This is a genomic window from Caulobacter sp. 1776 (assembly GCF_040545685.1).
Classification (GTDB): domain Bacteria; phylum Pseudomonadota; class Alphaproteobacteria; order Caulobacterales; family Caulobacteraceae; genus Caulobacter.
Map to the genome: position 1 here is coordinate 159,508 of NZ_JBEPMI010000006.1, position 24,427 is coordinate 183,934.

Annotated in this window: 18 protein-coding genes; 12 read left to right on the top strand and 6 right to left on the bottom strand. The window is 68.4% G+C overall.

Going from position 1 to position 24,427, the window contains the following annotated elements; genetic code table 11:
- Nucleotides 1–34: 34 nt before the first annotated feature.
- From ABIC66_RS16940 to ABIC66_RS16970, 7 genes are all read left to right on the top strand, one after another.
- Entirely contained in the window at nt 35–3,397 is a 3,363-nt protein-coding gene (locus tag ABIC66_RS16940) for a glycosyltransferase (protein ID WP_354071452.1), read from the top strand.
- 68 nt (nt 3,398–3,465) lie between these two features.
- Nucleotides 3,466–4,149: a hypothetical protein gene (locus ABIC66_RS16945; RefSeq protein WP_354071453.1), complete on the top strand. Its 684-nt coding sequence runs from the start codon at nt 3,466–3,468 to the stop codon at nt 4,147–4,149.
- Nucleotides 4,150–4,374: 225 nt separating this feature from the next.
- Nucleotides 4,375–5,574: an ADP-forming succinate--CoA ligase subunit beta gene (gene sucC / locus ABIC66_RS16950; protein WP_354071454.1), complete on the top strand. Its 1,200-nt coding sequence runs from the start codon at nt 4,375–4,377 to the stop codon at nt 5,572–5,574.
- Nucleotides 5,575–6,459 (top strand): succinate--CoA ligase subunit alpha, encoded by an 885-nt coding sequence (sucD, locus tag ABIC66_RS16955; protein WP_354071455.1) that lies wholly within the window; start codon nt 5,575–5,577, stop codon nt 6,457–6,459.
- 171 nt (nt 6,460–6,630) lie between these two features.
- Entirely contained in the window at nt 6,631–9,594 is a 2,964-nt protein-coding gene (locus tag ABIC66_RS16960; RefSeq protein ID WP_354071456.1) for a 2-oxoglutarate dehydrogenase E1 component, read from the top strand.
- A 59-nt stretch (nt 9,595–9,653) separates the two neighbouring features.
- Nucleotides 9,654–10,880 (top strand): 2-oxoglutarate dehydrogenase complex dihydrolipoyllysine-residue succinyltransferase, encoded by a 1,227-nt coding sequence (odhB, locus tag ABIC66_RS16965; RefSeq protein ID WP_354071457.1) that lies wholly within the window; start codon nt 9,654–9,656, stop codon nt 10,878–10,880.
- A gap of 70 nt (nt 10,881–10,950) precedes the next feature.
- Complete coding sequence (locus ABIC66_RS16970; RefSeq protein ID WP_354071458.1) at nt 10,951–11,295, top strand: DUF3088 family protein; 345 nt, start codon at nt 10,951–10,953, stop codon at nt 11,293–11,295.
- A 51-nt stretch (nt 11,296–11,346) separates the two neighbouring features.
- Here ABIC66_RS16970 and ABIC66_RS16975 read toward each other — a convergent pair whose 3' ends face one another.
- Nucleotides 11,347–12,027: an AcvB/VirJ family lysyl-phosphatidylglycerol hydrolase gene (locus ABIC66_RS16975; protein ID WP_354071459.1), complete on the bottom strand. Its 681-nt coding sequence runs from the start codon at nt 12,025–12,027 to the stop codon at nt 11,347–11,349.
- A gap of 263 nt (nt 12,028–12,290) precedes the next feature.
- Between ABIC66_RS16975 and lpdA the strand changes: the two genes are divergently transcribed.
- The 3 genes from lpdA to ABIC66_RS16990 all read left to right on the top strand — a co-directional run bounded on the left by lpdA (nt 12,291) and on the right by ABIC66_RS16990 (nt 14,532).
- Nucleotides 12,291–13,691 (top strand): dihydrolipoyl dehydrogenase, encoded by a 1,401-nt coding sequence (gene lpdA / locus ABIC66_RS16980; protein WP_354071460.1) that lies wholly within the window; start codon nt 12,291–12,293, stop codon nt 13,689–13,691.
- Between the two features lie 92 nt (nt 13,692–13,783).
- Nucleotides 13,784–14,062 (top strand): hypothetical protein, encoded by a 279-nt coding sequence (locus ABIC66_RS16985; protein WP_354071461.1) that lies wholly within the window; start codon nt 13,784–13,786, stop codon nt 14,060–14,062.
- Nucleotides 14,063–14,166: 104 nt separating this feature from the next.
- Nucleotides 14,167–14,532, top strand: coding sequence for a hypothetical protein (locus tag ABIC66_RS16990; protein ID WP_354071462.1), 366 nt, complete (start codon nt 14,167–14,169; stop codon nt 14,530–14,532).
- 10 nt (nt 14,533–14,542) lie between these two features.
- Here ABIC66_RS16990 and ABIC66_RS16995 read toward each other — a convergent pair whose 3' ends face one another.
- From ABIC66_RS16995 to ABIC66_RS17010, 4 genes are all read right to left on the bottom strand, one after another.
- Nucleotides 14,543–15,115: an alpha-ketoglutarate-dependent dioxygenase AlkB gene (locus ABIC66_RS16995; RefSeq protein WP_354071463.1), complete on the bottom strand. Its 573-nt coding sequence runs from the start codon at nt 15,113–15,115 to the stop codon at nt 14,543–14,545.
- A 164-nt stretch (nt 15,116–15,279) separates the two neighbouring features.
- Nucleotides 15,280–17,271: a methyl-accepting chemotaxis protein gene (locus ABIC66_RS17000; protein WP_354071464.1), complete on the bottom strand. Its 1,992-nt coding sequence runs from the start codon at nt 17,269–17,271 to the stop codon at nt 15,280–15,282.
- A gap of 132 nt (nt 17,272–17,403) precedes the next feature.
- Entirely contained in the window at nt 17,404–18,345 is a 942-nt protein-coding gene (locus ABIC66_RS17005; RefSeq protein ID WP_354071465.1) for a tyrosine recombinase XerC, read from the bottom strand.
- Entirely contained in the window at nt 18,342–19,019 is a 678-nt protein-coding gene (locus ABIC66_RS17010) for a DUF484 family protein (RefSeq protein WP_354071466.1), read from the bottom strand. The genes ABIC66_RS17005 and ABIC66_RS17010 overlap by 4 nt, the downstream gene beginning before the upstream one ends.
- Before the next feature lie 127 nt (nt 19,020–19,146).
- Between ABIC66_RS17010 and ABIC66_RS17015 the strand changes: the two genes are divergently transcribed.
- Nucleotides 19,147–21,309: a primosomal protein N' gene (locus ABIC66_RS17015; protein WP_502910363.1), complete on the top strand. Its 2,163-nt coding sequence runs from the start codon at nt 19,147–19,149 to the stop codon at nt 21,307–21,309.
- Between the two features lie 134 nt (nt 21,310–21,443).
- Entirely contained in the window at nt 21,444–22,484 is a 1,041-nt protein-coding gene (gene pstS / locus ABIC66_RS17020; protein WP_354071468.1) for a phosphate ABC transporter substrate-binding protein PstS, read from the top strand.
- A gap of 197 nt (nt 22,485–22,681) precedes the next feature.
- Here the strand turns inward: pstS and ABIC66_RS17025 are convergent, their stop codons facing one another.
- Nucleotides 22,682–24,265 carry an MDR family MFS transporter gene (locus tag ABIC66_RS17025; protein WP_354071469.1) on the bottom strand — a complete coding sequence of 528 codons (1,584 nt, stop codon included), beginning with the start codon at nt 24,263–24,265 and terminating at the stop codon, nt 22,682–22,684.
- Between the last annotated feature and the right edge of the window lie 162 nt (nt 24,266–24,427).

Here is a 24,427-nt window from a genome sequence, read left to right on the forward strand (position 1 = left end):
GGTATCAAGACGCGCGAAGATCACGAGCGCCGCCATGACCCCCGAAGACCGCCATATCTTTCACGACCCCACGGGCAAGCGTGAGCGGCGGGCCAAGCTGCTTCTCGGGATCGTCATCTCGGCCATCGCCGCGGTCGTGGCCGGCTTCGTCGCCACCCTGGCCTTCGCCCCGCGCCTGCCCGACGCGCCGCTGAAGGACCCGCACGTCCTGACGTCGCTGCACCAGGAAAGCCCGCGCAAGACCAAGCCGGTGAAGTCCTGGCGCCGCGTGCCGCGCCCCAAGGCGGCTCCGAACGACGCCGCCGCCCGGCCGCTCTCGGTCGGCTTCTACGTCGCCTGGGACGAGGACAGCCGCGAGTCCCTGCGCCGCAACATCGACAAGCTGGACGTGGTCTCGCCGCAGTGGGTGGCGATCAACGGCTCGAAGGGGGAGATCGGCCTCGTCGACGATCCGGAAGGCGCGGCGCGAATCGCCGCCGCCCCCAACCATCCGGCCGTGCTGCCCCTGGTCCACAACTCGGCCAACGCCGCGTTCAATGGCCCGCTGGCCGACGCCCTGCTGGTTGACCCGGCCGCGCGCGCCAAGCTGATCGGCAACCTCGTCAACCTGGCCGCCCAGCGCGGCTACGGCGGCTATGTCTTCGACTTCGAGGCGCTATCCGCCAAGGGCCTGACCGCGTATCCCAAGTTCCTCGACGAGGCCCGCGCGGCGCTGAAGAGCTCGGGCCGCGAGGTCTGGGTCACCGCGCCGTTCGACGAGGAGGGCTGGCCGCTCAAGCGCCTGCAGCAGAGCGCCGACACCTTGGTGCTGATGGCCTACGACCAGCACTACGCCCTCGGCGATCCGGGCCCCAACGCCGGCCAGGACTGGTACGAGGCCGAGCTGGGCAAGCGCTTCGCTTCCCTCGACCCGAACCACACCGTGCTGGCCCTGGGCGCCTATGGCTACGACTGGACGCTGAACAAGGACGGCAGCCACGCCTCGGGCGCGCCGGCGACCTTCCACGAGGCCATGCGCAATGCCCAGGACGCCGGGGCGACCATCCGCATGGACGACGACGCCCTGAACCCGACCTACACCTATACCGACGACAACGGCGACGATCACGTCGTCTGGTTCCTGGACGCCGTCACCCTGTTCAACCAGGTCAAGGTCTCCGATCCCTGGAAGCCGCGCGGCTATGGCCTGTGGCGAATGGGCATGGAGGATCCGGGCGTCTGGTCGCTGCTGGGCAAGCCCTATGGCCAGGCCTCGGCCGGCGGGCTGACGACCCTCGCGAATGGGCAGGGCGTCGACTTCGACGGCGGCGGCGAGGTGCTGCGGATCGCCCAGCTGCCGACGCCGGGCAAGCGCAGCCTGGAGTTCGACCCCGACACCGGCCTGATCTCGGGCCAGACCTACGACGTCATTCCCAGCTCGTACGTGATCGAGCGCTACGGCCAGAAGAAGGGCCTGGTGGCGCTGACCTTCGACGACGGTCCCGACGGTCGCTGGACGCCGAAGATCCTGGACATCCTCAAGCAGAAGAACGCCCCGGCCACCTTCTTCGTGATCGGCCAGAACATGCAGCGCCGTCCGGACCTGGTGGAGCGCGAGGTGGCCGAGGGCCACGACGTGGGCGGTCACAGCTGGACCCATCCCAACATCGCCGAGACGCCGCTGCCGCAGGTGCAGGTCGAGCTGAACGCCACCCAGCGCCTGTTCGAGGTGCTGACCGGCCGCTCGATGCGCCTGTTCCGGCCGCCGTTCTTCGGCGACGCCGAGCCGTCGACTCCGCACGAGGTGGCCCCGCTCGTGATCGCGCAGACCCTAGGCTATATGACCGTCGGCCTGCGCATCGACCCGGACGACTGGCAGAAGCCCAACCCGCAGACGATCATCGACCGCACCCTGGACCGGCTGGACAATCCCGGCGCCCGGCCGGGGCAGGTGGTGCTGCTGCACGACGCCGGCGGCGACCGCAGCCGCACGGTCGCGGCGCTGCCGGGCTTGATAGACGCCATCCGCGCGCGCGGTTATCGCCTGGTCACGGTCGGCGAGCTGGCCGGCATGACGTCGCAGCAGGTGATGCCGCCGACCTCGCGCACGGCGCTGGACCTGGCTTTGGACCGCCTGGGCTTCGACTTCTTCCGCTGGGCGCAGGCGGTGATGACCTGGCTGTTCGTGACCGCCATCTTCCTGGGCGTGGCGCGGCTGGTGTTCCTGGCCAGCCTGGCTTTGGTCCACCGCTTCTGGACCCACGAAGAGCCGGCGGATCTCGACAGCGACAACGGTCCGCTGGTCAGCGTGCTGATCCCCTGCTTCAACGAGGAGAAGGTGATCGCCGCCTCGGTGGCGCGGATCCTGGAGAGCGATTGGAAGAACCTCGAGGTGCTGGTCCTGGACGACGGCTCCAAGGACCGTACGGCGCAGGAGGTGCGCGATCACTTCGCCGATGATCCGCGCGTGACGCTGCTGTCCTTCGAGAACGGAGGCAAGGCGCGGGCGGTGAACCGGGGCCTGGCCGTGGCCAGGGGCGAGTTCGTCGTGGCGCTGGACGCCGACACCCTGTTCCCGCCCGAGACGATCGGCCGGCTGGCCCGCTGGTTCCAGGATCCGGACGTCGGCGCCGTGGCCGGCAACGCCATCGTCGGCAACCGCCTGAACATCGTCACCCGCTGGCAGGCCCTGGAATATGTCACCGCCCAGAACCTGGAGCGGCGGGCGCTGTCGGCCCTGGGCGCGGTCACCGTGGTGCCGGGCGCCGTGGGGGCCTGGCGCAAGAGCGTGCTGGACGCCTTGGGCGGCTATCCGGCCGACACCCTGGCCGAGGACCAGGACCTGACCATCGCCTGCCAGCGCGCCGGCTGGAAGGTGGCCTTCGATCCCGAGGCCCGCGCCTACACCGAGGCGCCGGACACCGTCGGCGGCCTGCTGAAGCAGCGCTTCCGCTGGTCGTTCGGCACGCTGCAATGCGTGTGGAAGCACCGCAAGGCGATGTTCAACACCAAGACGCCCGTGCTGGGCTTCGTGGCCCTGCCGCAGATCTGGCTGTTCCAGATCATCCTGGCCGTGGCCGCGCCGCTGGTCGATCTGGCGGTGGTCTGGAGCCTGGTCGCCGGCCTCTATGGCGCGGTGGCCCATCCGGTGGAGTGGCGGCCCGACGACATGCTGCTGGGCCTGGCCTACTGGGCGGTGTTCATCGCGGTCGACCTCTCGGCCGGGGCCCTGGGCATGGCCCTGGAGAAGCGCGCGCCGTGGGCCGACCTGCCGTTCCTGCCGGTGCAGCGGTTCGGCTATCGCCAGCTGATGTATTACGTCGTGGTCAAGTCGGTGGTCACCGCTATCCAGGGCGGCCGGGTCGGCTGGGGCAGGCTAGAGCGCCGGGGATCGGCGTCGGTTTCATCTCCACGTTGAATGGAGCGTTGAGATAACGCCGGTGTGTGGCAAGCTCAGCCTCGACGCTCAATCGGGGAGGGCTCGCCATGAAATCCGTCGCTATCGCACTTTCGCTCGCCATGGGCCTGGCCCTGGCCGTTCCGGCGCGCGCCGCGGCGCCGATCACCGAACGCACCGAGAAGGTCAAGCTGCAGGGCAAGAAGGGGCCACGCCTGCTACGGCCTGGTTTTCAACTGGGCGAGTACGAGGGCTATTACGGCGGCGTCTCCTCCACGACCGCGATGCCGTTCTTCAAGGGCAGCAAGGCCAAGGTCGAGATCCACGTGACCTCGCCGAGCCTGGGCGAGATAGTGGTCTACTGCGGCGGCGGCGAGGGGCGGCTGGGTCTGAGCTGGATCACCTTCAAGCACGACCGGCTGCAATACGTCTGCACCTTCGAGGGCGCGAAGGCCGGAGTCGACGCCGCGTTCGCCATGGCGCGGTCCAAGGGGACGTTCATCAGCCGGCTGCAGCAGCCTCAACGGGCCGGCGAGCTGCGCTTCGGCGGTCGCACCTATCGGCTGGAGACCAAGGTGGTCGAGAGCGGCCTGCCGCTCACCGGCGGCGGGACCATCGGCTACATCTTCAGCCGCGACGGCGTCGATGTCGGCGCGATGGATCTCAACGGCCTGAACTTCAACGCTTACCTGCCGGCCAAGGACAGCGGCGACCGCGACGCGGCGGCGATCGCGGCGCTGATCGTATGTTTCTTGAAGGACGATGCCGACTGACACCGGTGGACAGCCATTCGCCACCCAAAGGGTGTGACCGGTAACACTTCCGCAGGGTCAAGGGTTTCCCTTTTCAGGAGCGCCCAAACCGGCGGCGTGGGTGTCCTGCGCGACAAGATAAGCGCGCAAGCCTTCACCTTATCGTCCTCACGCGGTTGCGCCTGCGAAATACCGCTCCTATAACCCGGCCACATTTCAGAAAGCCGTCGTCGAGACCGGGCCCTCATGAACATCCACGAACATCAAGCCAAAGCCGTACTCGCCGAGTTCGGCGCTCCCGTGCCGCGCGGCTTCGCCGCCTTCACGCCCGACGAAGCCGCCGCCGCCGCCGAAAAGCTGGGCGGGCCGGTCTTCGTCGTGAAGAGCCAGATCCATGCCGGCGGTCGCGGCAAGGGCAAGTTCGAGGGCCTGGGCCCCGACGCCAAGGGCGGCGTCCGCGTCGTCAAGTCGGTCGAAGAGGTCCGCCTCAACGCCGAGGAAATGCTCGGCCGCGTGCTGGTGACCCACCAGACCGGCCCCAAGGGCAAGCAGGTCAACCGCCTCTACATCGAAGAAGGCGCGGCGATCGCCAAGGAATTCTACCTGTCGCTTCTCGTTGACCGCGCCTCGAGCAAGGTCTCGGTGGTCGCTTCGACCGAAGGCGGCATGGACATCGAGGACGTCGCCCACTCGACGCCCGAGAAGATCCACACCTTCACCATCGATCCGGCGACCGGCGTGTGGCCGACCCACGCGCGCGCCCTGGCCAAGGCCCTGGGCCTGACCGGGGGCCTCGCCAAGGAAGCCGCCTCGCTGCTGAACCAGCTCTATACGGCGTTCATGGCCAAGGACATGGCCATGCTCGAGATCAACCCGCTGATCGTGACGGCGGATGATCACCTGAAGGTCCTGGACGCCAAGCTGTCGTTCGACGGCAACTCGCTGTTCCGTCACCCGGACATCAAGGACCTGCGCGACGAGAGCGAAGAAGACCCCAAGGAAATCGAAGCCTCGAAGTACGACCTGGCCTATATCGCCCTGGACGGCGAAATCGGCTGCATGGTCAACGGCGCGGGCCTGGCCATGGCCACCATGGACATCATCAAGCTGTACGGCGCAGAGCCGGCCAACTTCCTGGATGTCGGCGGCGGCGCCAGCAAGGAGAAGGTCACCGCGGCCTTCAAGATCATCACCGCCGATCCGGCCGTGAAGGGCATCCTGGTCAACATCTTCGGCGGCATCATGCGCTGCGACATCATCGCGGAAGGCGTCATCGCCGCCGTGAAGGAAGTCGGCCTGCAGGTTCCGCTGGTCGTCCGCCTGGAAGGCACCAACGTCGAACTCGGCAAGAAAATCATCTCGGAAAGCGGCCTGAACGTCATCGCCGCCAACGATCTGTCTGACGGCGCCGAGAAGATCGTCGCCGCTGTGAAGGGCGCCCGCTAAATGTCGGTTCTGATCGGTTCGCAAACCAAGGTCATCTGCCAGGGCATCACCGGCGCTCAAGGCACGTTCCACACCGAGCAGGCCATCGCCTACGGCACCAAGATGGTCGGCGGCGTCACCCCGGGTAAGGGCGGCCAGACCCATATCGGCCTGCCGGTGTTCGACACCGTCGCCGAAGCCAAGGACCGCACCGGCGCCGACGCCTCGGTGATCTACGTCCCGCCGCCCTTCGCGGCCGACTCGATCCTGGAAGCCATCGAAGCCGAGATCCCGCTGATCATCTGCATCACCGAAGGCATCCCGGTGCTGGACATGGTCAAGGTCAAGAAGGCCCTGGCCGGTTCGCGTTCGCGCCTGATCGGCCCGAACTGCCCGGGCGTCCTGACGCCCAACCAGTGCAAGATCGGCATCATGCCGGGCTCGATCTTCTCGGAAGGCTCGGTCGGCGTCGTGTCGCGTTCGGGCACCCTGACCTACGAAGCCGTGTTCCAGACCACCAACGCGGGCCTCGGCCAGACCACGGCCGTCGGCATCGGCGGCGACCCGGTCAAGGGCACCGAGTTCATCGACGTCCTGGAACTGTTCCTGGCCGACGAAGCCACCAAGTCGATCGTCATGATCGGCGAGATCGGCGGCTCGGCCGAAGAAGAAGCGGCTCAGTTCCTGAAGGACGAAGCCAAGCGCGGCCGCAAGAAGCCCATGGTCGGCTTCATCGCCGGCCGCACGGCTCCTCCCGGTCGTCACATGGGCCACGCCGGCGCGATCGTGTCGGGCGGCAAGGGCGGCGCCGAGGACAAGATCGCGGCGATGGAAGAGGCGGGCATCCGCGTCTCGCCGTCGCCGGCCAAGCTGGGCGAAACCCTGCTCGAGGTCCTGAAGGGCTAAAACGACACCGAAACCCCGCCCCGCGCGGGGCCCAGGTTTTTTGCGACCGCCAGTCGACGATCCGAAAAAATCACCTGGGCCCCGCCAAGCGACGGGCGCTCGGGTGATTGAGAGACTATATTTACGGGCCTGGGTTACCGGTCCCTGTAAACGGATCTAAGGCGAACAACGATGGCGGACGACGCAGGCATCATCAATCAGGTCTTGACCGAGACCTCGTTCCTCTACGGCGCCAACGCGGCGTTCGTCGAAGACCTCTACGCCCAGTGGGCGGAGAACCCCGGCTCGGTCGAACCCTCGTGGAACGCGTTCTTCGCCAGCTTGGCGGAGCAGGCCGACCAGGTGAAGCGCGCCGCCCAGGACCCCGCCTGGACGCCCAAGAAGGTCCCCAGCGTCCGTCCGGACTGGCTGTCGGCCCTGGACGGCCAGTGGGCCAGCGTCGCCCCCGCCGTCGAGGCCAAGGTCGCCAAGGCCATCGAGGGCAAGGCCCCCGGCTCTTCCGCCGAAGCCGTCCGCGCCGCCACGCTGGACAGCCTGCGCGCCATCATGATGATCCGGGCCTACCGGATGCGCGGCCACCTCGCCGCCAATCTCGACCCGCTGGGCCTGGAGCCGCCGAAGCCGGCCCCGGAACTGGATCCGGCCACCTACGGCTTCTCGGAAGCCGACTACGACCGTCCGATCTTCCTGGATTTCGTGCTGGGTCTGGAGACCGCCTCGATCCGCGAGATCCTGTCGATCGTCCGCCGCACCTACTGCGACAACGTCGGCATCCAGTACATGCACATCTCCGACCCGGCCGAGAAGGCCTGGCTGCAGGAGCGCATCGAGGGCCGTGACAAGGAGATCGTGTTCTCCAAGGAAGGCAAGGTCGCCATCCTGAAGAAGCTGATCGAGGCCGAGGGCTTCGAACGCTTCCTGCACAAGCGCTTCCCCGGCACCAAGCGCTTCGGCCTGGATGGCGGCGAAGCGATGGTCCCGGCCATGGAGCAGATCATCAAGCGCGGCGGCGCGCTGGGCGTGAAGGACATCGTCCTGGGCATGCCGCACCGCGGCCGCCTGAACGTGCTGGCCGCCGTGATGGGCAAGCCCTACCACGTGATCTTCCACGAGTTCCAAGGCGGCTCGTCGGTCCCCTCGGACGTCGAGGGTTCGGGCGACGTGAAGTACCACATGGGCGCCTCGTCGGACCGTGAGTTCGACGACAACAAGGTCCACCTGTCGCTGACCGCCAACCCGTCGCACCTGGAAATCGTCAACCCGGTCGTGATCGGCAAGGCGCGCGCCAAGCAGGCCTTCCTGCTGCGCGAGACGCCGGACGCCGGCCGCGGACACGTGCTGCCGCTGCTGCTGCACGGCGACGCGGCCTTCGCCGGCCAGGGCGTGGTGGCCGAGTGCTTCACCCTGTCGGGCCTGAAGGGCTATCGCACGGGCGGCACGATCCACTTCATCGTCAACAACCAGATCGGCTTCACCACCAGCCCGCGCTATTCGCGCTCGTCGCCCTATCCCAGCGACATGGCCCTGATGGTCGAGGCCCCGATCTTCCACGTGAACGGCGACGACCCCGAAGCGGTGGTCTTCGCGGCCAAGGTCGCGACCGAATATCGCCAGATGTTCGGCAAGGACGTGGTCATCGACATGGTCTGCTACCGTCGCTTCGGTCACAACGAAGGCGACGACCCGACCATGACGTCGCCGCTGATGTACGCGAAGATCAAGGGCCATCCGCCCACCCGCGAACTCTACGCCAACCGCCTGATCGGCCAGGGCGTGATCACCCAGGCCGAGTCCGACGGCTGGGTCAGCGAGTTCGAGGCGTTCCTCGACAGCGAGTTCGAGGCGGGCAAGACCTACAAGGCCAACAAGGCCGACTGGCTGGACGGCAAGTGGGCCGGCCTGGCCCTGCCGGGCGACGAGGACCGTCGCGGCAAGACCGCCTTCCCCAAGACCCGCCTGCTGGAGCTGGGCCGCCAGATCACCACGATCCCGGACCGCATCAACGCCCACAAGACCGTCAAGCGCGCGATCGAGAACCGCCGCGAAGCGATCGAGAAGGGCGAGGGCATCGACTGGGGCACCGGCGAGCACCTGGCCTTCGCCACCCTGCTGGACGAGGGCTTCCCGGTCCGCCTGTCGGGCCAGGACTCGGTGCGCGGCACCTTCACCCAGCGTCACTCGGACGTCATCGACCAGACGACGGAAGAGCACTACACGCCGCTGAACAACATCCGCCCCGGCCAGGCCCACTATGAAGTGATCGACTCGGCCCTGTCGGAAGAGGCGGTGCTGGGCTTCGAATACGGCTTCTCGCTGGCCGACCCGAACACCCTGACCCTGTGGGAAGGCCAGTTCGGTGACTTCGTGAACGGCGCCCAGGTGGTGATCGACCAGTTCATCAGCTCGGGCGAGCGCAAGTGGCTGCGGATGAGCGGCCTCGTCATGCTGCTGCCGCACGGCTACGAAGGCCAGGGCCCCGAGCACAGCTCGGCCCGTCTCGAGCGCTTCCTGCAGTCGTGCGCCGAGGACAACATGCAGGTCGTCAACTGCACGACGCCGGCGAACTACTTCCACGCCCTGCGCCGCCAGATGAACCGCGAGTTCCGCAAGCCGCTGATCGTGATGACGCCCAAGAGCCTGCTGCGCCACAAGCGCGCCGTCTCGAACCTGGCCGACTTCACCGAGGGCTCGACCTTCCACCGCGTGATGGTGGACGGGGCCGAGGCCGGTTGCGACGTCGGCGGGATCACGCTGAAGAGCGACGACCAGATCAAGCGCGTCATCGTCTGCTCGGGCAAGGTCTACTTCGACCTGGTCGACCAGCGCGCCAAGACCGGCCGCGACGACGTCTATCTGCTGCGCCTGGAACAGTTCTATCCGTGGCCGATGAAGTCACTGATGCAGGTGCTGAGCCGCTTCAAGAACGCCGACCTCGTCTGGTGTCAGGAAGAGCCCAAGAACATGGGCGGCTGGACCTTCGTCGATCCGTGGATCGAGCTGACGCTCGACAAGCTGGACATCAAGGCCAAGCGCGCCCGCTATGTGGGTCGTCCCGCCTCGGCCTCCACGGCCGCTGGCCTGATGAGCCGCCACCTGAAAGAACTCGAGACCTTCCTCAACGAGGCCTTCGCGTAAGCGTCGCGCCCTCGAACTAGAAACCCGCCGGACCAAGCAAGAAAGACTCGGAAAGCCCCATGGCCGACATCATGACCCCCGCCCTCGGCGAATCCGTCACGGAAGCGACGGTCGCTCGCTGGACCAAAAAGGCCGGGGAGGCCGTGAAGAAGGACGAGATCCTCGTCGAGCTGGAAACCGACAAGGTCAGCCTGGAGGTCGCCTCGCCGGCCGACGGCGTCCTGTCGGCCATCGCCGCCGCCGAAGGCGCGACGGTCGTTCCGGGCGCGGTCCTGGGCGTCGTGTCGGAAGGCGCGAGCGCGTCGGCCGCTCCGGCCGCCGCTCCCGCCCCGAAGGCGGCCGCCCCGGCTCCGGCCCCCGCGCCGACCCCGGCTCCGGCGCCCGCCGCCGCGCCGGCTCCGGCCGCCGCCGCCCCGGTCAGCCCGGCCCCGGCTCGCGTCGCCGCCGAGAACAACCTCGACCTGTCGAAGATCGCGGGCACGGGCAAGGACGGTCGCGTGACCAAGGGCGACGCCCTGGCCGCGCTGGAAGCCCGCGCCTCGGCCCCGCCTCCGGCCGCCACGCCGTCGGCGCCGCGCGCCCTGCACGAGCGCGAAGAGCGCGTGAAGATGACGCGCCTGCGTCAGACGATCGCCCGTCGCCTGAAGGAAGCCCAGAACACGGCCGCCATGCTGACGACCTTCAACGAGGTCGACATGACCGCGGTGATGGCGCTGCGCGGCCAGTACAAGGACGTCTTCGAAAAGCGCCACGGCGTGAAGCTGGGCTTCATGTCCTTCTTCACCAAGGCCGTCGTGGCCGCCCTGAAGGCCGTGCCGGACGTCAACGCCGAGATCGACGGCCAGGACATCGTCTACAAGAACCACTACGACATCGGCGTCGCCGTCGGCACCGACAAGGGTCTGGTGGTTCCGGTCGTCCGTGACGCCGACGCCCTGAACCTGGCCGAGATCGAAAAGGCCATCGGCGCCCTGGGCAAGAAGGCTCGCGACGGCCAGCTGGCCATCGAGGACATGCAGGGCGGCACCTTCACGATCACCAACGGCGGCATCTACGGCTCGCTGATGTCGACGCCGATCCTGAACGCGCCGCAGTCGGGCATCCTGGGCATGCACGCCATCAAGGAACGTCCGATGGTCGTCGGCGGCAAGATCGAGATCCGCCCGATGATGTACCTGGCCCTGTCCTACGACCACCGCGTGGTCGACGGCGCCGGCGCCGTGACCTTCCTGGTCAAGGTCAAGGAAGCCCTGGAAGACCCGCAGCGCCTGCTGCTGGACCTCTAAGGACCGCCTTTCTAAGAACCAACGAGAAGCCCGCCCTCACCGGCGGGCTTCTTCGCTTCAGGAGACCAGCTTGGCCAAGGACACGCTCTATCTGCTGCCGATGGGCTTCGACAAGGAAGGCCAGCAGCGCTTCTGCCCCGACTGCGCGATGATGGAAGGCTATCTGGCCGCCTATCCGCAGCTGCGGGACCTGCTGGACATCGTCCGCGTCGACTACGCCCGTCCCCGCGCCGCCCTCGTCGAGCGCCTGGGCGAAGACCACCAGAACGCCCCGACCCTGATCCTGGCGGAGGCCGCGCCCGACGCCGGCCCGCACAGTGAGATTCAATCGGCGAACGGCCTGAGCTTCCTCTCCGACGCGCGACCGATCACGCGATGGTTGGCGGCGAAGTACGGACTGGCCGCGCCGCTCTAGATGTTTGCCTGTTTATCCGTTTCTGATGGTTCCATCGGAAATGGACAGGCTCTAGCGGCTGGCCTTGAGCACCGCCGCGCCCAGCAGGCCGTAGTCCCGGTTGAAGTGGTGGTCGCCGGGCAGGCGCACTTTGGACACTTCGCTGTCGGGCAGGGTGGGGCAGATGTCGGCCTTCTCCTTGTCGCCATAGACGCAGGTGATCTTCATCCCGCTGAGCGCCGCGATGGCCGGACGGACCGGGAAGCTGTCCGGGGTCGCCAGGTTCAGCCAGCTGGCCGGATGGAACTGTAGGTCACCGTTCGGGCCGGTTCCGATCAGCACCAGGCGGCCGATCTGGCCGCGCAGGTCCGCCGGCAGCCGCGGGATGATCGCCGGCAAGGCGTCGGCCCCGAACGAATAGCCGATCAGCGTCACCTTCGAGCGGCCCCACTGGCGCTCATACGTCCGCAAGGCGCTGGCCAAGTCCTCGGCGGCGCCGGCGGGCGAGCGTTTGGTGTGGAAATAGGTCAGGGAGTTGACCCCCACCGTCGGCACGCCGTTGTCGGCCAGGTACTGGGTCACGCTCTGGTCCAGGGCCGCCCAGCCACCGTCGCCGGAGTAGAAGACCGCCAAGGTGTCGCCGGCCTTGCTGCTGGCGACCGGGATCTGGTCGTTGGCCGAAGCGGGCAGCGCGAGGCCGGCGCTCAGGGCGGCGGCGGCGAAGGCGGCGAGGAGGCGGGCGCGCAAGGTCATGCCGGTAAGACGCCGCCGACCCGTGGCGCTCTCCAGGCGGCCTCATGTCAAGCTTGTGGCCAAGCCTGCGACAGGGCGTCGCGGGCCATTTGGACAAGTCCGCCATTCTCCTTGGTTTTCAAGGGCGCGACCGTCGAAAGCGGGTTCCGTTTTGACACCGTTGCCTCTAAGGAACACCGGCCTCCAGAGGTCTGACAATAGGGCCGGCGAGGCCCCATATTTTGTCCGGCGCCGCTAACGGCGCGTCCTGAAGGCGAAGACCCATGGCTCAGTACGACGTCGTCATCATCGGTGGCGGTCCCGGCGGCTACAACGCGGCGATCCGCGCCGGCCAGCTGGGCCTGAAGACCGCCATCGTCGAAGGCCGCGGCAAGCTGGGCGGCACCTGCCTGAACGTCGGCTGCATGCCCTCGAAGGCCCTGCTGCACGCCTCGGAATATTACGAAGCCGCGGCCGGCGGCGAGTTCGCCAAGCTGGGCATCGAGGTCAAACCGAAGCTGAACCTGGTCCAGATGATGGCCCAGAAGGCCGAGAGCGTCGAAGCCCTGACCAAGGGCGTCGAGTTCCTGATGAAGAAGAACAAGGTCGACTATGTGAAGGGCTGGGGCCGCATCGACGGGCCGGGCAAGGTGGTCGTGAAGGCCGAGGACGGTTCGGAAACCGTGCTCGAGACCAAGAACATCGTCATCGCCACCGGCTCGGAGCCGACCCCGCTGCCGGGCGTGACGATCGACAACAAGCGCATCATCGACTCGACCGGCGCCCTGTCGCTGCCGGAAGTGCCCAAGTCGCTGGTCGTGGTCGGCGCCGGCGTCATCGGCTTGGAGCTGGGTTCGGTGTGGCGCCGCCTGGGCGCCGAAGTCACCGTCGTCGAGTTCCTGGACCGCATCCTGCCGGGCACGGACGCCGAGGTCGCCACCGCCTTCCAGAAGATCCTGACCAAGCAGGGCTTCAAGTTCCAGCTGGGCGCCAAGGTCACTGGCGCCGAGGCCTCGGCCAAGGGCGTGAAGCTGACCCACGAGCCGGTCGCCGGTGGCGCGGCCGCGACGATCGAGGCCGACTATGTGCTGGTCGCCATCGGCCGCCGTCCGTTCACCCAAGGCCTGGGCCTGGAGACGGTCGGCATCACCCCGGACAAGCGCGGCATGATCGCCAACGACCACTTCAAGACCGGCGTCGCCGGGGTCTGGGTGATCGGCGACGTCACCTCGGGTCCGATGCTGGCCCACAAGGCCGAGGACGAGGGCGTGGCCTGTATCGAGATGATCGCGGGCAAGGCCGGCCACGTGAACTACGACATCATCCCGGGCGTCATCTACACCAAGCCGGAAGTCGCCACGGTCGGTAAGACCGAGGAGGATCTGAAGGCCGCGGGTGTCGCCTACAAGGTCGGCAAGTTCCCGTTCCTGGCCAACAGCCGCGCCAAGATCAACCACGAGACCGACGGCTTCGTGAAGGTGCTGGCCGACGCCAAGACCGACCGCATCCTGGGCGCTCACGCCGTGGGCCCGAACGTCGGCGACATGATCGCCGAGATCTGCGTGGCCATGGAGTTCGGCGGCGCCTCGGAAGACGTGGCCCGCACCTGCCACCCGCACCCGACCCGCTCGGAGGCCTTCCGCCAGGCGGCGATGGGCGTCGAGGGCTGGACGATGCAGGCCTAGGACTGAGGCGGGCCTAGTTTCTGTCCAATCGTTAATGATCGCGTCCAACAATCGGACGTAGAGTGGCGGGGTTTCGGCAACGGAGCCCCGCCATGTTTCTGTATGCCTTCGTGTTCGCCGCCGCGCTGCAAGCCGCCCCGGCCGCGCCCGCGCCGCCGCCCCAAGCTCAATCTAGGCGTTCGTTCAATGTCGCCGCCGCCCGCGCGTCGCCGGAATGCCGACAGCGGGCGATGAAGGCGCGTGACGACGCGACCGCCAAGGGGCAGCCGCTCAACCGTATGCCGCCCGGCCTGCTGCATCACACGGTAATCCGCATGGTCGACGGCTGTCCCGTCAGCACCCAAGTCCGGCAGAGCGGGCCGGCTCGTTAGGCCAGCGCCCCACGCGCGCCGGCCGTAACAGGTCCTAACCATAGTTGATGCCCGGACTCGACAATCGAACGTAGAGTGGCGGCGCCTGGCGAACGGAGTCCGACATGTTGCTATCTGCTCTGACTTTTGCCGCCCTGCTGCAGGCCGCGTCATTGGTGGAGGTTCCGCCCGCGCCGCTCGTCCAGCTGCCGCCGCCGGCGGCCGCCAAGGAAACGCGAGGCTCCAAGCAGCTCGCGGCCTGGCAGGCGCGGACGCTGCGGATGATGAGCTGCAACCGGTTCGGCATGCAGCACGCTCAGGGCGCGCCGGCCGAAGCGCCGGGCTCGGTCGACGCGCTGGCGCGCCGATCCTCCGAAAAGGCCAAGAAGCTGGGTGAGATGCCCGCCGCGCACGGCGAACGCGCGGTCTTGCGCGTGGTTGATGGCTGTCCTGTCGCCACGCCGATCGTGCAGGTCCGTCCGACCTTCTAGGCCTGGCTTCTTAAGCCAGCGTCCGAAACGTCACCGAATAGCGCCGCGTTTCCAGCGCCGGGATGCTGTGCTCCCACGCCGTCCGCGAAGGTCCGGCGAGCAGATAGGCCGAGCGGGGCGCGGCCTCGAACGCGCGACGCTCCCAGCCGTCGCCCACCTTGCGCCGAAGGCGGAAGCGGCAGGGCGTCAGCAGTGATACGCCAGCCACCTGGCCAAACTCCGGCCGATCGCGATGCCAGCCGATCGCCGCGCCGGGCTCGTAAAGCGAGACCAGGGCCTGCTCGAAGGCCTCGGGCGCTTGGCCGGCGAACGTGGCGACCTTGGTCCGCAGCGGCAGCAGGAAATCGGGGATCGGCGTCGTCGGATCCAGGCTGCGCCGCCCAAAGTCGTAGCGCCAGCCGAACGACACCACCTGGCGATGGCCGGTGTAGCCGTGGAACTCGAACGGCTTGAACGGCAGGGCCTCGAAGCGGGCCGCGAGGTCACGTTCCTCGTCCCGCGTGATCAGGTCAGGCTGGTAGCGCAGGCCTTCGGGGAGGTCAGGCGGCGGTTGCGGCGCGAAGAGGTCGGCTTGCGAGGACATGGAGGACGAAGATAGGCGCGCGTCACCGCCGCGCCAGCGTGGCCATCGACCCAGAAAAATGGCCCCGCCTGAGGAGGGCGGGGCCAGTTCGCTTTCGAGGGGAGGACCCCGTCGGCTGGACGGGGCTTACGCTTACTGAACTCGCCGGTCGCGCGGACCAGAACTCAGAACTCTTCCCAATCCTCGCTGGACGGCTGGGGCGACGCGCCCACGGCCCGGGCCAGCTTGGCCTGGGCGACGGCGACCGGATTGGCGCCGGGACGGCTGGTCGAGCCGGCCAGGGACGGGCCCCGGCTGGGGGCCGGCGCGCGCGACGGAGCCGGGGCGGCCGGACGCGAGGACGAGCGCGTCGAGACGCTGGCGCTGGCCGCGCCGTTGACGCGGAACTTCGAGATCATCCGCAGCAGATTGCCGGCCTCGCCCTTCAGGGCGTGAGAGGCGGCGGTCGACTGCTCGACCATGGCGGCATTCTGCTGGACGGTCTGGTCCATCTGATTGACGGCGGCGTTGACCTGGTTGAGGCCGGTGGCCTGCTCCTGGCCCGAGGCCGCGATCTCACCGACCAGGGCGTCGATCTCGCCGACCTTGCCGACGATGGCCTGCAGGGCCTCGCCGGTCTGGCCGACCATGCTGACGCCTTGGTTGACCTGCTGGCTGGAGGTCGAGATCAAAGTCTTGATCTCCTTGGCCGCGTCGGCGGAACGCTGGGCCAGGGCCCGCACTTCCTGGGCGACGACCGCGAAGCCGCGACCGGCTTCACCCGCGCGGGCGGCTTCGACCCCGGCGTTCAGAGCCAGGAGGTTGGTCTGGAAGGCGATCTCATCGATCACGCCGATGATCTGGCTGATCGACTGCGACGACTTCTCGATCTGGTTCATGGCCTCGACGGCGTTGCGGACCACGACGCTGGAGCGTTCGGCGTCGTTGCGGGTCGACCCGACCACCTTGGCGGCTTCCAGCGCGCCAGCCGAGGAGCGCTTGACCGTGGCGGTGATCTCGTCGAGGGCGGCGGCGGTCTCTTCCAGGCTGGCGGCCTGCTGCTCGCTGCGGCGCGACAGGTCGTCGGCGGCCGAGGCGATCTCGTCCGAACCGGCGCCGATGCCGTTGGCGGCGTTGACGATCGTGCTCATCGCCTCTTCCAGCTGGCCGATAGCGCCGTTGAAGTCCATGCGCAGGCGCTTGTAGGCTTCCGGGAATTCCTGCTCGAGGCGGTAGGTCAGGTCGCCGTCCGACAGGCGGGTCAGGCCGTCGGCGATGGCTTCCATGACGAAGGCCTGTTCCTTGGCCGAGGCTTCGGCGATCTCCTGGTTGCGGCGGCGTTCGGCCTCGGTCTCGGCGGTGGCGCGCTGCTGGGCGGCCTCGGCGGTGCGCAGGGCCACGGCGTTGTCCTTGAACACCTGGACCGAGCGGGCCATGGCCCCGACCTCGTCCTTGCGCTCGGCGCCCTTGACCTCGACGTCGACCGAGCCTTGGGCCAGGACTTCCATGGTCTTGGCGGTGGTGATCAGCGGCGCGGCGATCTTCTTGGCCCCGATCCACAGGGCCAGCACCATGGCGCCACCGGCGGCGATCAGGCCGAACAGGATCGAGAACACGGTGCCGGCGGCGGCCTCCTTGGAGGCCTTGGCCACCATCTTCTTCGTCTCGGCGTCGTGCTCGTCATTGAAGGCGGCGACGTCGGCGGTCAGCTTGGCGATCTGGGGATCGATCTCGACCATCACCATCTTGGCCGCGTCGTTCATGTTCTGCATGCCGAGATCGGCGCCGCTGCGGGCGCTGGCGTAGATCTTCTCGAGGCGCGCCGCGAAGCCGTCCACGGCCTTGGCCGTCGTCGGATCCAGGGCCTTGGTGTGGGCCAGGAACTGCTTGGCTTCCTTGTAGGCGGTGTCCAGATCCGCGCTGGCGCCCTTTCCTTCGGCGGACGCGCCGTCATAGGCGATCGTCCGATAAGCGGCGTAGCCGATCGACGAGACCCGGCGGTTGAAGCGCGAGGCCTCCAGTTCAGCGGGTGCGCGATGTTCGACGAGGACCGTGGTGTTGGCTTCGACCTTGCGCGACTGCATGACGCCCAGACCGACGATCACCAAGGCGATAGCGGTCAGGATGATAGCCGGCAGGGCCACCTTGGTGGAGATCTTCAGGTCGTCGAACTTCATCGGAAGCCTCGTTGAGCGGCGCGTCTCGTTTGCCGAAAGGCGTGCGGTTTCGGGCTCAGGAGGGGTCCGGCGCTGTAAAATCGCGGTTAATGCGACGCTCGGAACATTGTTTCGCGACGTTCCGCCGCAGACTTATCCCTTTGGATGCGCGGCCTGGTAGGCGGCCAGCAGACCACTCGCGTCGACCTGGGTGTAGCGCTGGGTCGTCGACAGGGACGCGTGACCCAGCAGGTCCTGTATCGACCGCAGGTCCGCGCCCGCGCCCAGCAGGTGGGTGGCGAACGCGTGGCGGAAGGCGTGCGGCGTCACCCGGTCGGAGAGGCCGAGGCGTCCGCGCAGGATCTGGACCAGGGCTTGGACGTGGCGCGGCGACAAGGGGCCGCCACGCTTGGCGCGAAACAGCGGCTCGTCGGGCGCCAGGGCGAAGGGCAGCTCGGCGACATAGGCGTCGATCGCCTCGCGCACGGCGTCCAGCACCGGCGCGATCCGGGTCTTGCCGCCCTTGCCGGTGATGCGCAGCGACACGCCGAGCGGCGCGTCGGCGCGCGTCAGAGAAAGAGCTTCCGAGATCCGCAGGCCGCAACCCCACAGCAAGGTCAGCACCGCCTCATCGCGGGCGGTCTCCCAGGGCTCGCGCTCGGTGTCGTCGGCGGCCTCGGCGATCAGATCGCGGGCCTGCTCTTCGGAGACGGGGCGAGGCAGTCCGACCTTCAGGCGCGGGCCGCGCACCAGCTCGACGGCGGCGTTGGCCACGCCGTGGCGCTGATCGAGATAGCGGTGGAAGGCCCGGATCGAGGACAGAGCCTGGGAAATAGAGCGCGGGGCTAGGGCGTCCTCGCCCGAGTCTCCCCCCTGGCGCCGAAAGGCCAAATAGCCGCGCAGATCGGCGGCCGAGACCTGGCCCATGGCGGCGAGGGTCAAGGCTTCGCCGGTATGACGCTCCAGGAAGTTCAGATAGGCCAGGACGTTGTCGCCATAGGCCCGCACCGTGCGCGGCGAAGCCCGGCGCTCCAGCGTCAGGTAGTCCAGCCAGGCGGCGTAGGCCTGGCGGGCGCTCCCAACGCCTTCTGTCACAGGACGGGCCAGCGTTCGGCGGTGCGCTCGACCACGCGGGCCAGGAAATTGACCAGCTCGACGCCCATGTCGGGCGTGAAGCCTTCCGGGTCGGTCGCGCCAAAGGCGATCAGGGCTTCGCGGCGCGGCTCCCAGATGGCCATGCGGACCAGGGCCATGCTGCGGATGGTCTCGGCGCGGTCGCCGAACAGCGGCAGGGCGGGGGCGAAGAAGCCCATCCGCGCGATCGGCGCCTCGCCCAGGATCATGTCGACCTGCCCCTCGGCCAGGGCGCGCCAGCCGGCCGGGACGCGGGTCGGGCCTTCCAGGGCCATGACTCCGGCGGCGAGGCCGAAGCGCTTGATCGACATCTCGTCGACGCGGCGGGCCAGGTCCGAGTGATTGCGGGCGTCGAGCATGTCGATCACCGCCGCGTGGGTCTGGGCCTGGGCCGAGAAGTTGGCGCGGGCGTTGGCCTCGATCGCCTGGCGGACGCTGGCCTCGCGCTTGTGGGCGGCGGCGGCCTTGGCCAGGGCGGCGGGACCGAAGTCGATGATGTTGCCGGCGGCGACCTTCAGGCCCAGCTCGCCCAGCAAGTCCTCGTCGTGACGCAGGAATTCCGGCTCGGTGCGCAGGAAGGCGCGGACGCTCTCCGGATCGACGGCCTTCTTGGTCGCTCGCGTCGCGTCGCTCATACGTCGTCCCCACCGGATACTAAACTCTGGGTCCAGATGAAGCGGCAAGACGGTTAACACCCGCTTGATGAGGCGCGCATCGCGTCCTCTCGACCTGGGGACGGTTTCGCGGCAGAAGCATGCCGTCATGCCCCGTATCGCTTCCGTCCTGCTGCCGATGCCGTTGCCGGAGGCCTTCGACTACGCCGAGCCCGAGGGCCTGGCGCTGCAGCTGGGCGACCACGTGACGGTGCCCCTGGGGCCGCGCGTGATTCGCGGGGTGGTCACCGCCCTGCGCGACGGAACCGGCGGCAATCGGCCGCTGAAGCCGGTGCTGGAGCGGGTGGACGATCCGCCGCTGCCGCCGGGCGTCCTGACCTTCGTCGACTGGGCGGCGCGCTATTCCGTCGACGTGCCCGGCTGGCCGCTGGCCATGGCCCTGCGCGGCTTGCGCCATCCGCCGCCCAAGCCCGACAAGGTGCTGGTCCTGACCGGCGTCCAGCCCGCCCGCATGACTCCGGCGCGCTTGAAGGTGCTGGCCGCCGCCGAGGGGCGGAAGCTTTCGGGCGCCGCCCTGGCCTCGGCCGCCGGCGTCTCGGCAGGGGTCGTGAAGGGCCTGGTCGACGAGCGCGCGCTGGCGGTCGATTTCGTCGAGCCCGACCGCGGCCTGCCGCAACCCGACCTCTCCCTGCCTCCGCGCGACCTCAATCCCGGTCAGGCGGCCTGCGTCGAGGTGATGAAAGAGATGCTGGACGCCGGCGGTTTCCAGGCGGCGCTGCTGGACGGGGTGACCGGCTCGGGCAAGACCGAGGTCTATCTGGAGGCCGTGGCCGCCGCCCTGGCCGAGAGCCCGGACGCCCAGGTGCTGGTGCTGCTGCCCGAGATCGCCCTGACCCAGGCCGTGCTGGCCCGCTTCGAGCAGCGGTTCGGCGCGATCCCGGCCGAGTGGCACTCCGGCGTCTCGCCGCCGCGCCGCCGGCAGGTCTGGGAGGCGGTGGCCAGCGGGAACGCCCGCATCGTGGTCGGCGCCCGCTCGGCGCTGTTCCTGCCGTTCAAGGGCTTGCGCCTGATCGTGGTCGACGAGGAGCACGACAGCTCGTTCAAGCAAGAAGAGGGCTTCATCTACCAGGCCCGCGACCTGGCCGTGGCCCGCGCCAAGATCGAGGGCGCGTCCGTGCTGCTGGCCTCGGCGACCCCGTCCCTGGAGAGCCTGTTCAACGCCCAGGCCGGCCGCTACCGCTGGCTACGGCTGTCGGCCCGCCACGGCGCGGCGCAGCTGCCCGAGATCGGTCTGATCGACATGCGCCAGACACCGCCGGAGCCCGGCCGCTGGTTGTCGCCGCCGTTGATCAAGGCCATGGCCGTCACCCTACAGCGCGGCGAGCAGGCCATGCTGTTCCTGAACCGCCGGGGCTATGCGCCGCTGGTCCTTTGCCGCGCCTGCGGCGAGAAGATGAAGTCGCCCGACACCGACAGCTGGCTGGTCGAGCACCGCTATACCGGGCGCCTGGTCTGTCACCTGACCGGTTTTTCGATGAAGAAGCCCGAGGCCTGTCCGCACTGCGGGGCCAAGGACAGCCTGGTCTCTATCGGTCCCGGCGTGGAACGGGTCGAGGAGGAGGCGCGGCACATCTTCCCCGATGCCCGGGTGGCGGTGTTCTCGTCCGACACGGTGATGGACGCCGAAGCCGCCCGCACTCTGGTCGCCAGCATGGCGGCCGGCGAGATCGACATTCTGGTGGCCACCCAGGCGGCGGCCAAGGGCCACAACTTCCCGAACCTGACCCTGGTGGGCGTGGTCGACGCCGACCTGTCCTTGAGGGGCGGCGACCTGCGGGCTGGCGAGCGGACCTTCCAGCTGCTCGCCCAGGCCGCCGGCCGAGCGGGGCGTCACGAGAAGCCGGGCCGCGCCCTGCTGCAGACCTATTCGCCCGACCACGCGGTGATGCAGGCCTTGAAGGCTCAAGACCGCGACGCCTTCATCGAGGCCGAGATGGGCATGCGCCAGGACGCGGGCCTGCCGCCGTTCGGCCGGCTGGCGGCGGTGATCGCCTCGGGTCCCGACGCGGCGGCGCTGGAGAGCTATGTCGAGGCCCTGGCCGCGGTGATCCCCAATGCCGAAGGGGTCGAGGTGTTCGGTCCCGCCGATGCGCCGCTGTCGCTGGTGCGCGGCCGCCGCCGCAAACGGTTCCTGGTCCGGGCCGATCGCACGGTCGACCTGCAGGGCTTCATGGCCGCCTGGCGGGCGCGGGCCAAGGTCCCCAACTCGGTGCGGGTGGTGATCGATGTGGACCCCTACAGCTTCCTTTAGGCCGACCAAGCGTCGCTGCGGCCCCACGCCACATTCCCCGACGTCAGGGGCGCGCCCACTGTCCGCTCCCCGACGATGCGATCAACGCATCGCGGATGGCCGGGCTCGCGCCCAGGCAAGTCGGAGGAAGCGCTATGAAATCGCTCGTTGCATCGGTGGCGTTCGCGTTCAGTTTGGCCGTGGCGGGGTCGGTCGCCGCCCAAACCGCTCCGACTCCCGGCCCCGCTCCGGCGTCCGCGCCCTTGTCCGGTTCCGGCGGCTCGATCCAGTCGCCGCTGTTCAAGGCCTGGATCGCCGACTACCAGAAGGCTGGCGGCGAGCCGATCGCTTATCAGGGCCAGAACTCGGCCTTCGGCATCAGCCAGATCGAGAGCAAGGCCGCCGACTTCGGCGTCACCGCCATGCCGCTGTCGGACGCCGAGCTTAAGACCCAGGGCCTGACGCAATTCCCGTTCGTGATCAGCGGCACGGTGCTGGTCACCAATGTCCCGGGCCTGGAGAGCGGCAAGCTGAAGCTGGACGCCGCGACCCTGGCGGCGATCTTCCTGGGCAAGGTCACCAAGTGGAACGACCCGACCCTGAAGGCGCTCAATCCGGGCCTCGACCTGCCGGACTGGCCGATCACCGTGGCCCACCGCACCGATCCGGCCAGCATGAGCCTGCTGCTGACCAGCTACCTTTCGGCCGTCAGTCCCGAATGGAAGGCCGGTCCGGGGGCGGGCGAGACCGTCGCCTGGCCGATCGGCCTGGGCGGCAAGGGCAATGCCGGGATCAGCGAGATCATGTCTGGCACCATGGGCACGATCAGCTATGTCGAATACGCCTACGCCCTGGACCACAAGCTGGACCTGGTGGCGCTGAAGAACCGGGACGGAGCGTTCGTGACGCCGTCCCCGGCGGCCTTCTCGGCCTTCGCCAACAGCGCGCCGTGGACGGCGACCAAGGGCTTCGGCGTCCAGACCCTGGACCGCCCAGGCAAGGCCACCTGGCCGCTGGTCTTGGTGAGCTACGGCCTGCTGCGCGACGACGCCGCGCCCGATCGGGCCAAGCGGGTGCGGGACTTCTTCAGCTGGGGCTACGCCAACGGCGACGCCGATATCGTCAAGCTAGGCTACGCGCCCGTGCCGGCCTCGGTGAAGGCGGCGGTGCAGGCCAAGTGGAAGGCAGGGCGGTAGGGGACTTCCGAGTACACGCGCTCAAATAACTTTGCCTCCCCAGGCCTTGTGCCTGGGGCCCATCGTTCCGCCGGCAGAAAGAGGGCCGGAGCACGTCGGCGTGGCCGCGAGCGCAGATCAAAGACTGAACCTGGCTGAACCATGGGTCCTCGCCACAAGGGCGAGGAAGGCGAAGATTTTTGCCGAGTTTGTGGACCTCAGTTCGTCGGCTCGGCCTTGTCCAAAACCGGCGCGCCCGCCGCCGGCTGGTGCGAGCGCAGCGGCAGGACGGGGATCAGCAGGATCATCAGAAGGCCGGCGGCGATCACGAACAGCGCCGCCATCATCACGCCGCTGACCGCATCGACCAGGGCGGCCTGCAGCACCGGATCGGCGTGCGCGGTCTGGCCGGTGGCGGCGGCCTTGACGGCCATGCCTTCCAGCTTGCCCAGGTCCAGCCCGCCGCCCGGCAGGTTGGCCAGGCGCGCGGTCAGCAGGGTCCCGGCCAGGGCCGCGCCGACCGTCGAGCCGATCTGACGGAAGAACTGGTTGGAGCTGGTGGCCACGCCGATATCGCGCGGGTCGACGGCGTTCTGGGTGGCGATATTGAACAGGCTCTGGCCGGGGCCGAGTCCCAGGCCCACGAAGGCCAGCAGCAGGCACAATACGCCCAGCCCGTGGATCTTCGACAGGTCATGCAGCAGGAACACGGCGACCAGCAGCGTCACGGCGCCGGCGATCATGAACGGCTTGTACTTGCCGGTCTTGCTGACCAGCTGGCCAGCGACGGTGCTGCCGACGATCAGGCCGGCCATCAGCGGCAGCATGGTCATGCCGCTGATCGTGGCCGGCACGCTCCGGCCCAGCTGCAGGAACAGCGGCAGGAACATCACCACGCCCATGAAGGCCATGGAGATCAGGAAGCCGGCCAGGTTGGCGGTGGTGAACACCCGGTTGCGGAACAGGTGCATCGGCAGGATCGGATTGGAGACCTGGGTCTCGACCCAGACGAAGGCGGCCAGCGAAACGGCGGCCAGGGCGAACAGCGAGAGGCTCTGCGGCGAGCGCCAAGCGAAATTGTGCCCGCCCAGGCTTAGCGCCAGCAGCAAGGGCACGAAGGCGGCGATCAGCAAGGCCGCGCCCAGGAAGTCGATCTTGCCCGAGCGGCGGTGCTCCAGCTTGGGCATCTTCACGACGACCATGAACAGCGAGAGCAGCGAGAGCGGCAGGTTGACGTAGAACACCCAGCGCCAGCCGGCGACCGTGTGGGTCCCGATCTGCACCGTGCCGTGGTCGGTGAAATAGCCGCCGATGATCGGGCCCAGCACGCTGGCCAGGCCGAACACCGAGCCGAACATGCCGGCGAACTTGCCCCGTTCGCGCGGCGGATAGAGGTCGGCGATGATCGCGAAGGCGGTGGTGAACAGCGCGCCGCCGCCAATGCCTTGCAGGGCGCGGAACACGATCAGCTGCACCATGCCCGGTACGCCCACGATGGTCCCGAACTCGCCGGCGACGCCCGACAGCCACGAGCCGGCCAGGAAGATGGTGATGCCGGCGATCAGCACCGGCTTGCGGCCGAAGATGTCGCCCAGCTTGCCCCAGATCGGCACCATCACCGTCGAGGTCAGCAGATAGGCCGTCGTCACCCACGCATAGAGGTTCAGGCCGTTCAGCTCGGAAATGATCCGCGGCATGGCGGTGGAGACGATCGTCTGGTCCAGCGCGCTGAGCAGAAAGACGATCATCAGCGCCGCCAGGGTCGTGCGGCGCTCGGCGTCGGTAAAGGTCTGGGGGGTCATCAGGGCCTTGGGAGCGTGATAGCCGGGATCGTCGACCTATCATGCTCCCGGCGCCGGAAGTAGGGGTTCGTCGCCGTTTGCGGCGCCTCGAAACCTCCTCATCGTGTCATCCCGGATAGCCCTCCGCGAGGCTCCCGGGATGACACGGGGAGGGGGAGGCGC

Coding starts and splice junctions, on each gene's coding strand:
- ABIC66_RS16940 (WP_354071452.1), top strand. CDS start 35: ATGACCCCCGAAGACCGCCATATCTTTCACGACCCCACGGGCAAGCGT.
- ABIC66_RS16945 (WP_354071453.1), top strand. CDS start 3,466: ATGAAATCCGTCGCTATCGCACTTTCGCTCGCCATGGGCCTGGCCCTG.
- sucC (WP_354071454.1), top strand. CDS start 4,375: ATGAACATCCACGAACATCAAGCCAAAGCCGTACTCGCCGAGTTCGGC.
- sucD (WP_354071455.1), top strand. CDS start 5,575: ATGTCGGTTCTGATCGGTTCGCAAACCAAGGTCATCTGCCAGGGCATC.
- ABIC66_RS16960 (WP_354071456.1), top strand. CDS start 6,631: ATGGCGGACGACGCAGGCATCATCAATCAGGTCTTGACCGAGACCTCG.
- odhB (WP_354071457.1), top strand. CDS start 9,654: ATGGCCGACATCATGACCCCCGCCCTCGGCGAATCCGTCACGGAAGCG.
- ABIC66_RS16975 (WP_354071459.1), bottom strand. CDS start 12,027: ATGACCTTGCGCGCCCGCCTCCTCGCCGCCTTCGCCGCCGCCGCCCTG.
- lpdA (WP_354071460.1), top strand. CDS start 12,291: ATGGCTCAGTACGACGTCGTCATCATCGGTGGCGGTCCCGGCGGCTAC.
- ABIC66_RS16985 (WP_354071461.1), top strand. CDS start 13,784: ATGTTTCTGTATGCCTTCGTGTTCGCCGCCGCGCTGCAAGCCGCCCCG.
- ABIC66_RS16990 (WP_354071462.1), top strand. CDS start 14,167: ATGTTGCTATCTGCTCTGACTTTTGCCGCCCTGCTGCAGGCCGCGTCA.
- ABIC66_RS16995 (WP_354071463.1), bottom strand. CDS start 15,115: ATGTCCTCGCAAGCCGACCTCTTCGCGCCGCAACCGCCGCCTGACCTC.
- ABIC66_RS17000 (WP_354071464.1), bottom strand. CDS start 17,271: ATGAAGTTCGACGACCTGAAGATCTCCACCAAGGTGGCCCTGCCGGCT.
- ABIC66_RS17010 (WP_354071466.1), bottom strand. CDS start 19,019: ATGAGCGACGCGACGCGAGCGACCAAGAAGGCCGTCGATCCGGAGAGC.
- ABIC66_RS17015 (WP_502910363.1), top strand. CDS start 19,147: ATGCCCCGTATCGCTTCCGTCCTGCTGCCGATGCCGTTGCCGGAGGCC.
- pstS (WP_354071468.1), top strand. CDS start 21,444: ATGAAATCGCTCGTTGCATCGGTGGCGTTCGCGTTCAGTTTGGCCGTG.
- ABIC66_RS17025 (WP_354071469.1), bottom strand. CDS start 24,265: ATGACCCCCCAGACCTTTACCGACGCCGAGCGCCGCACGACCCTGGCG.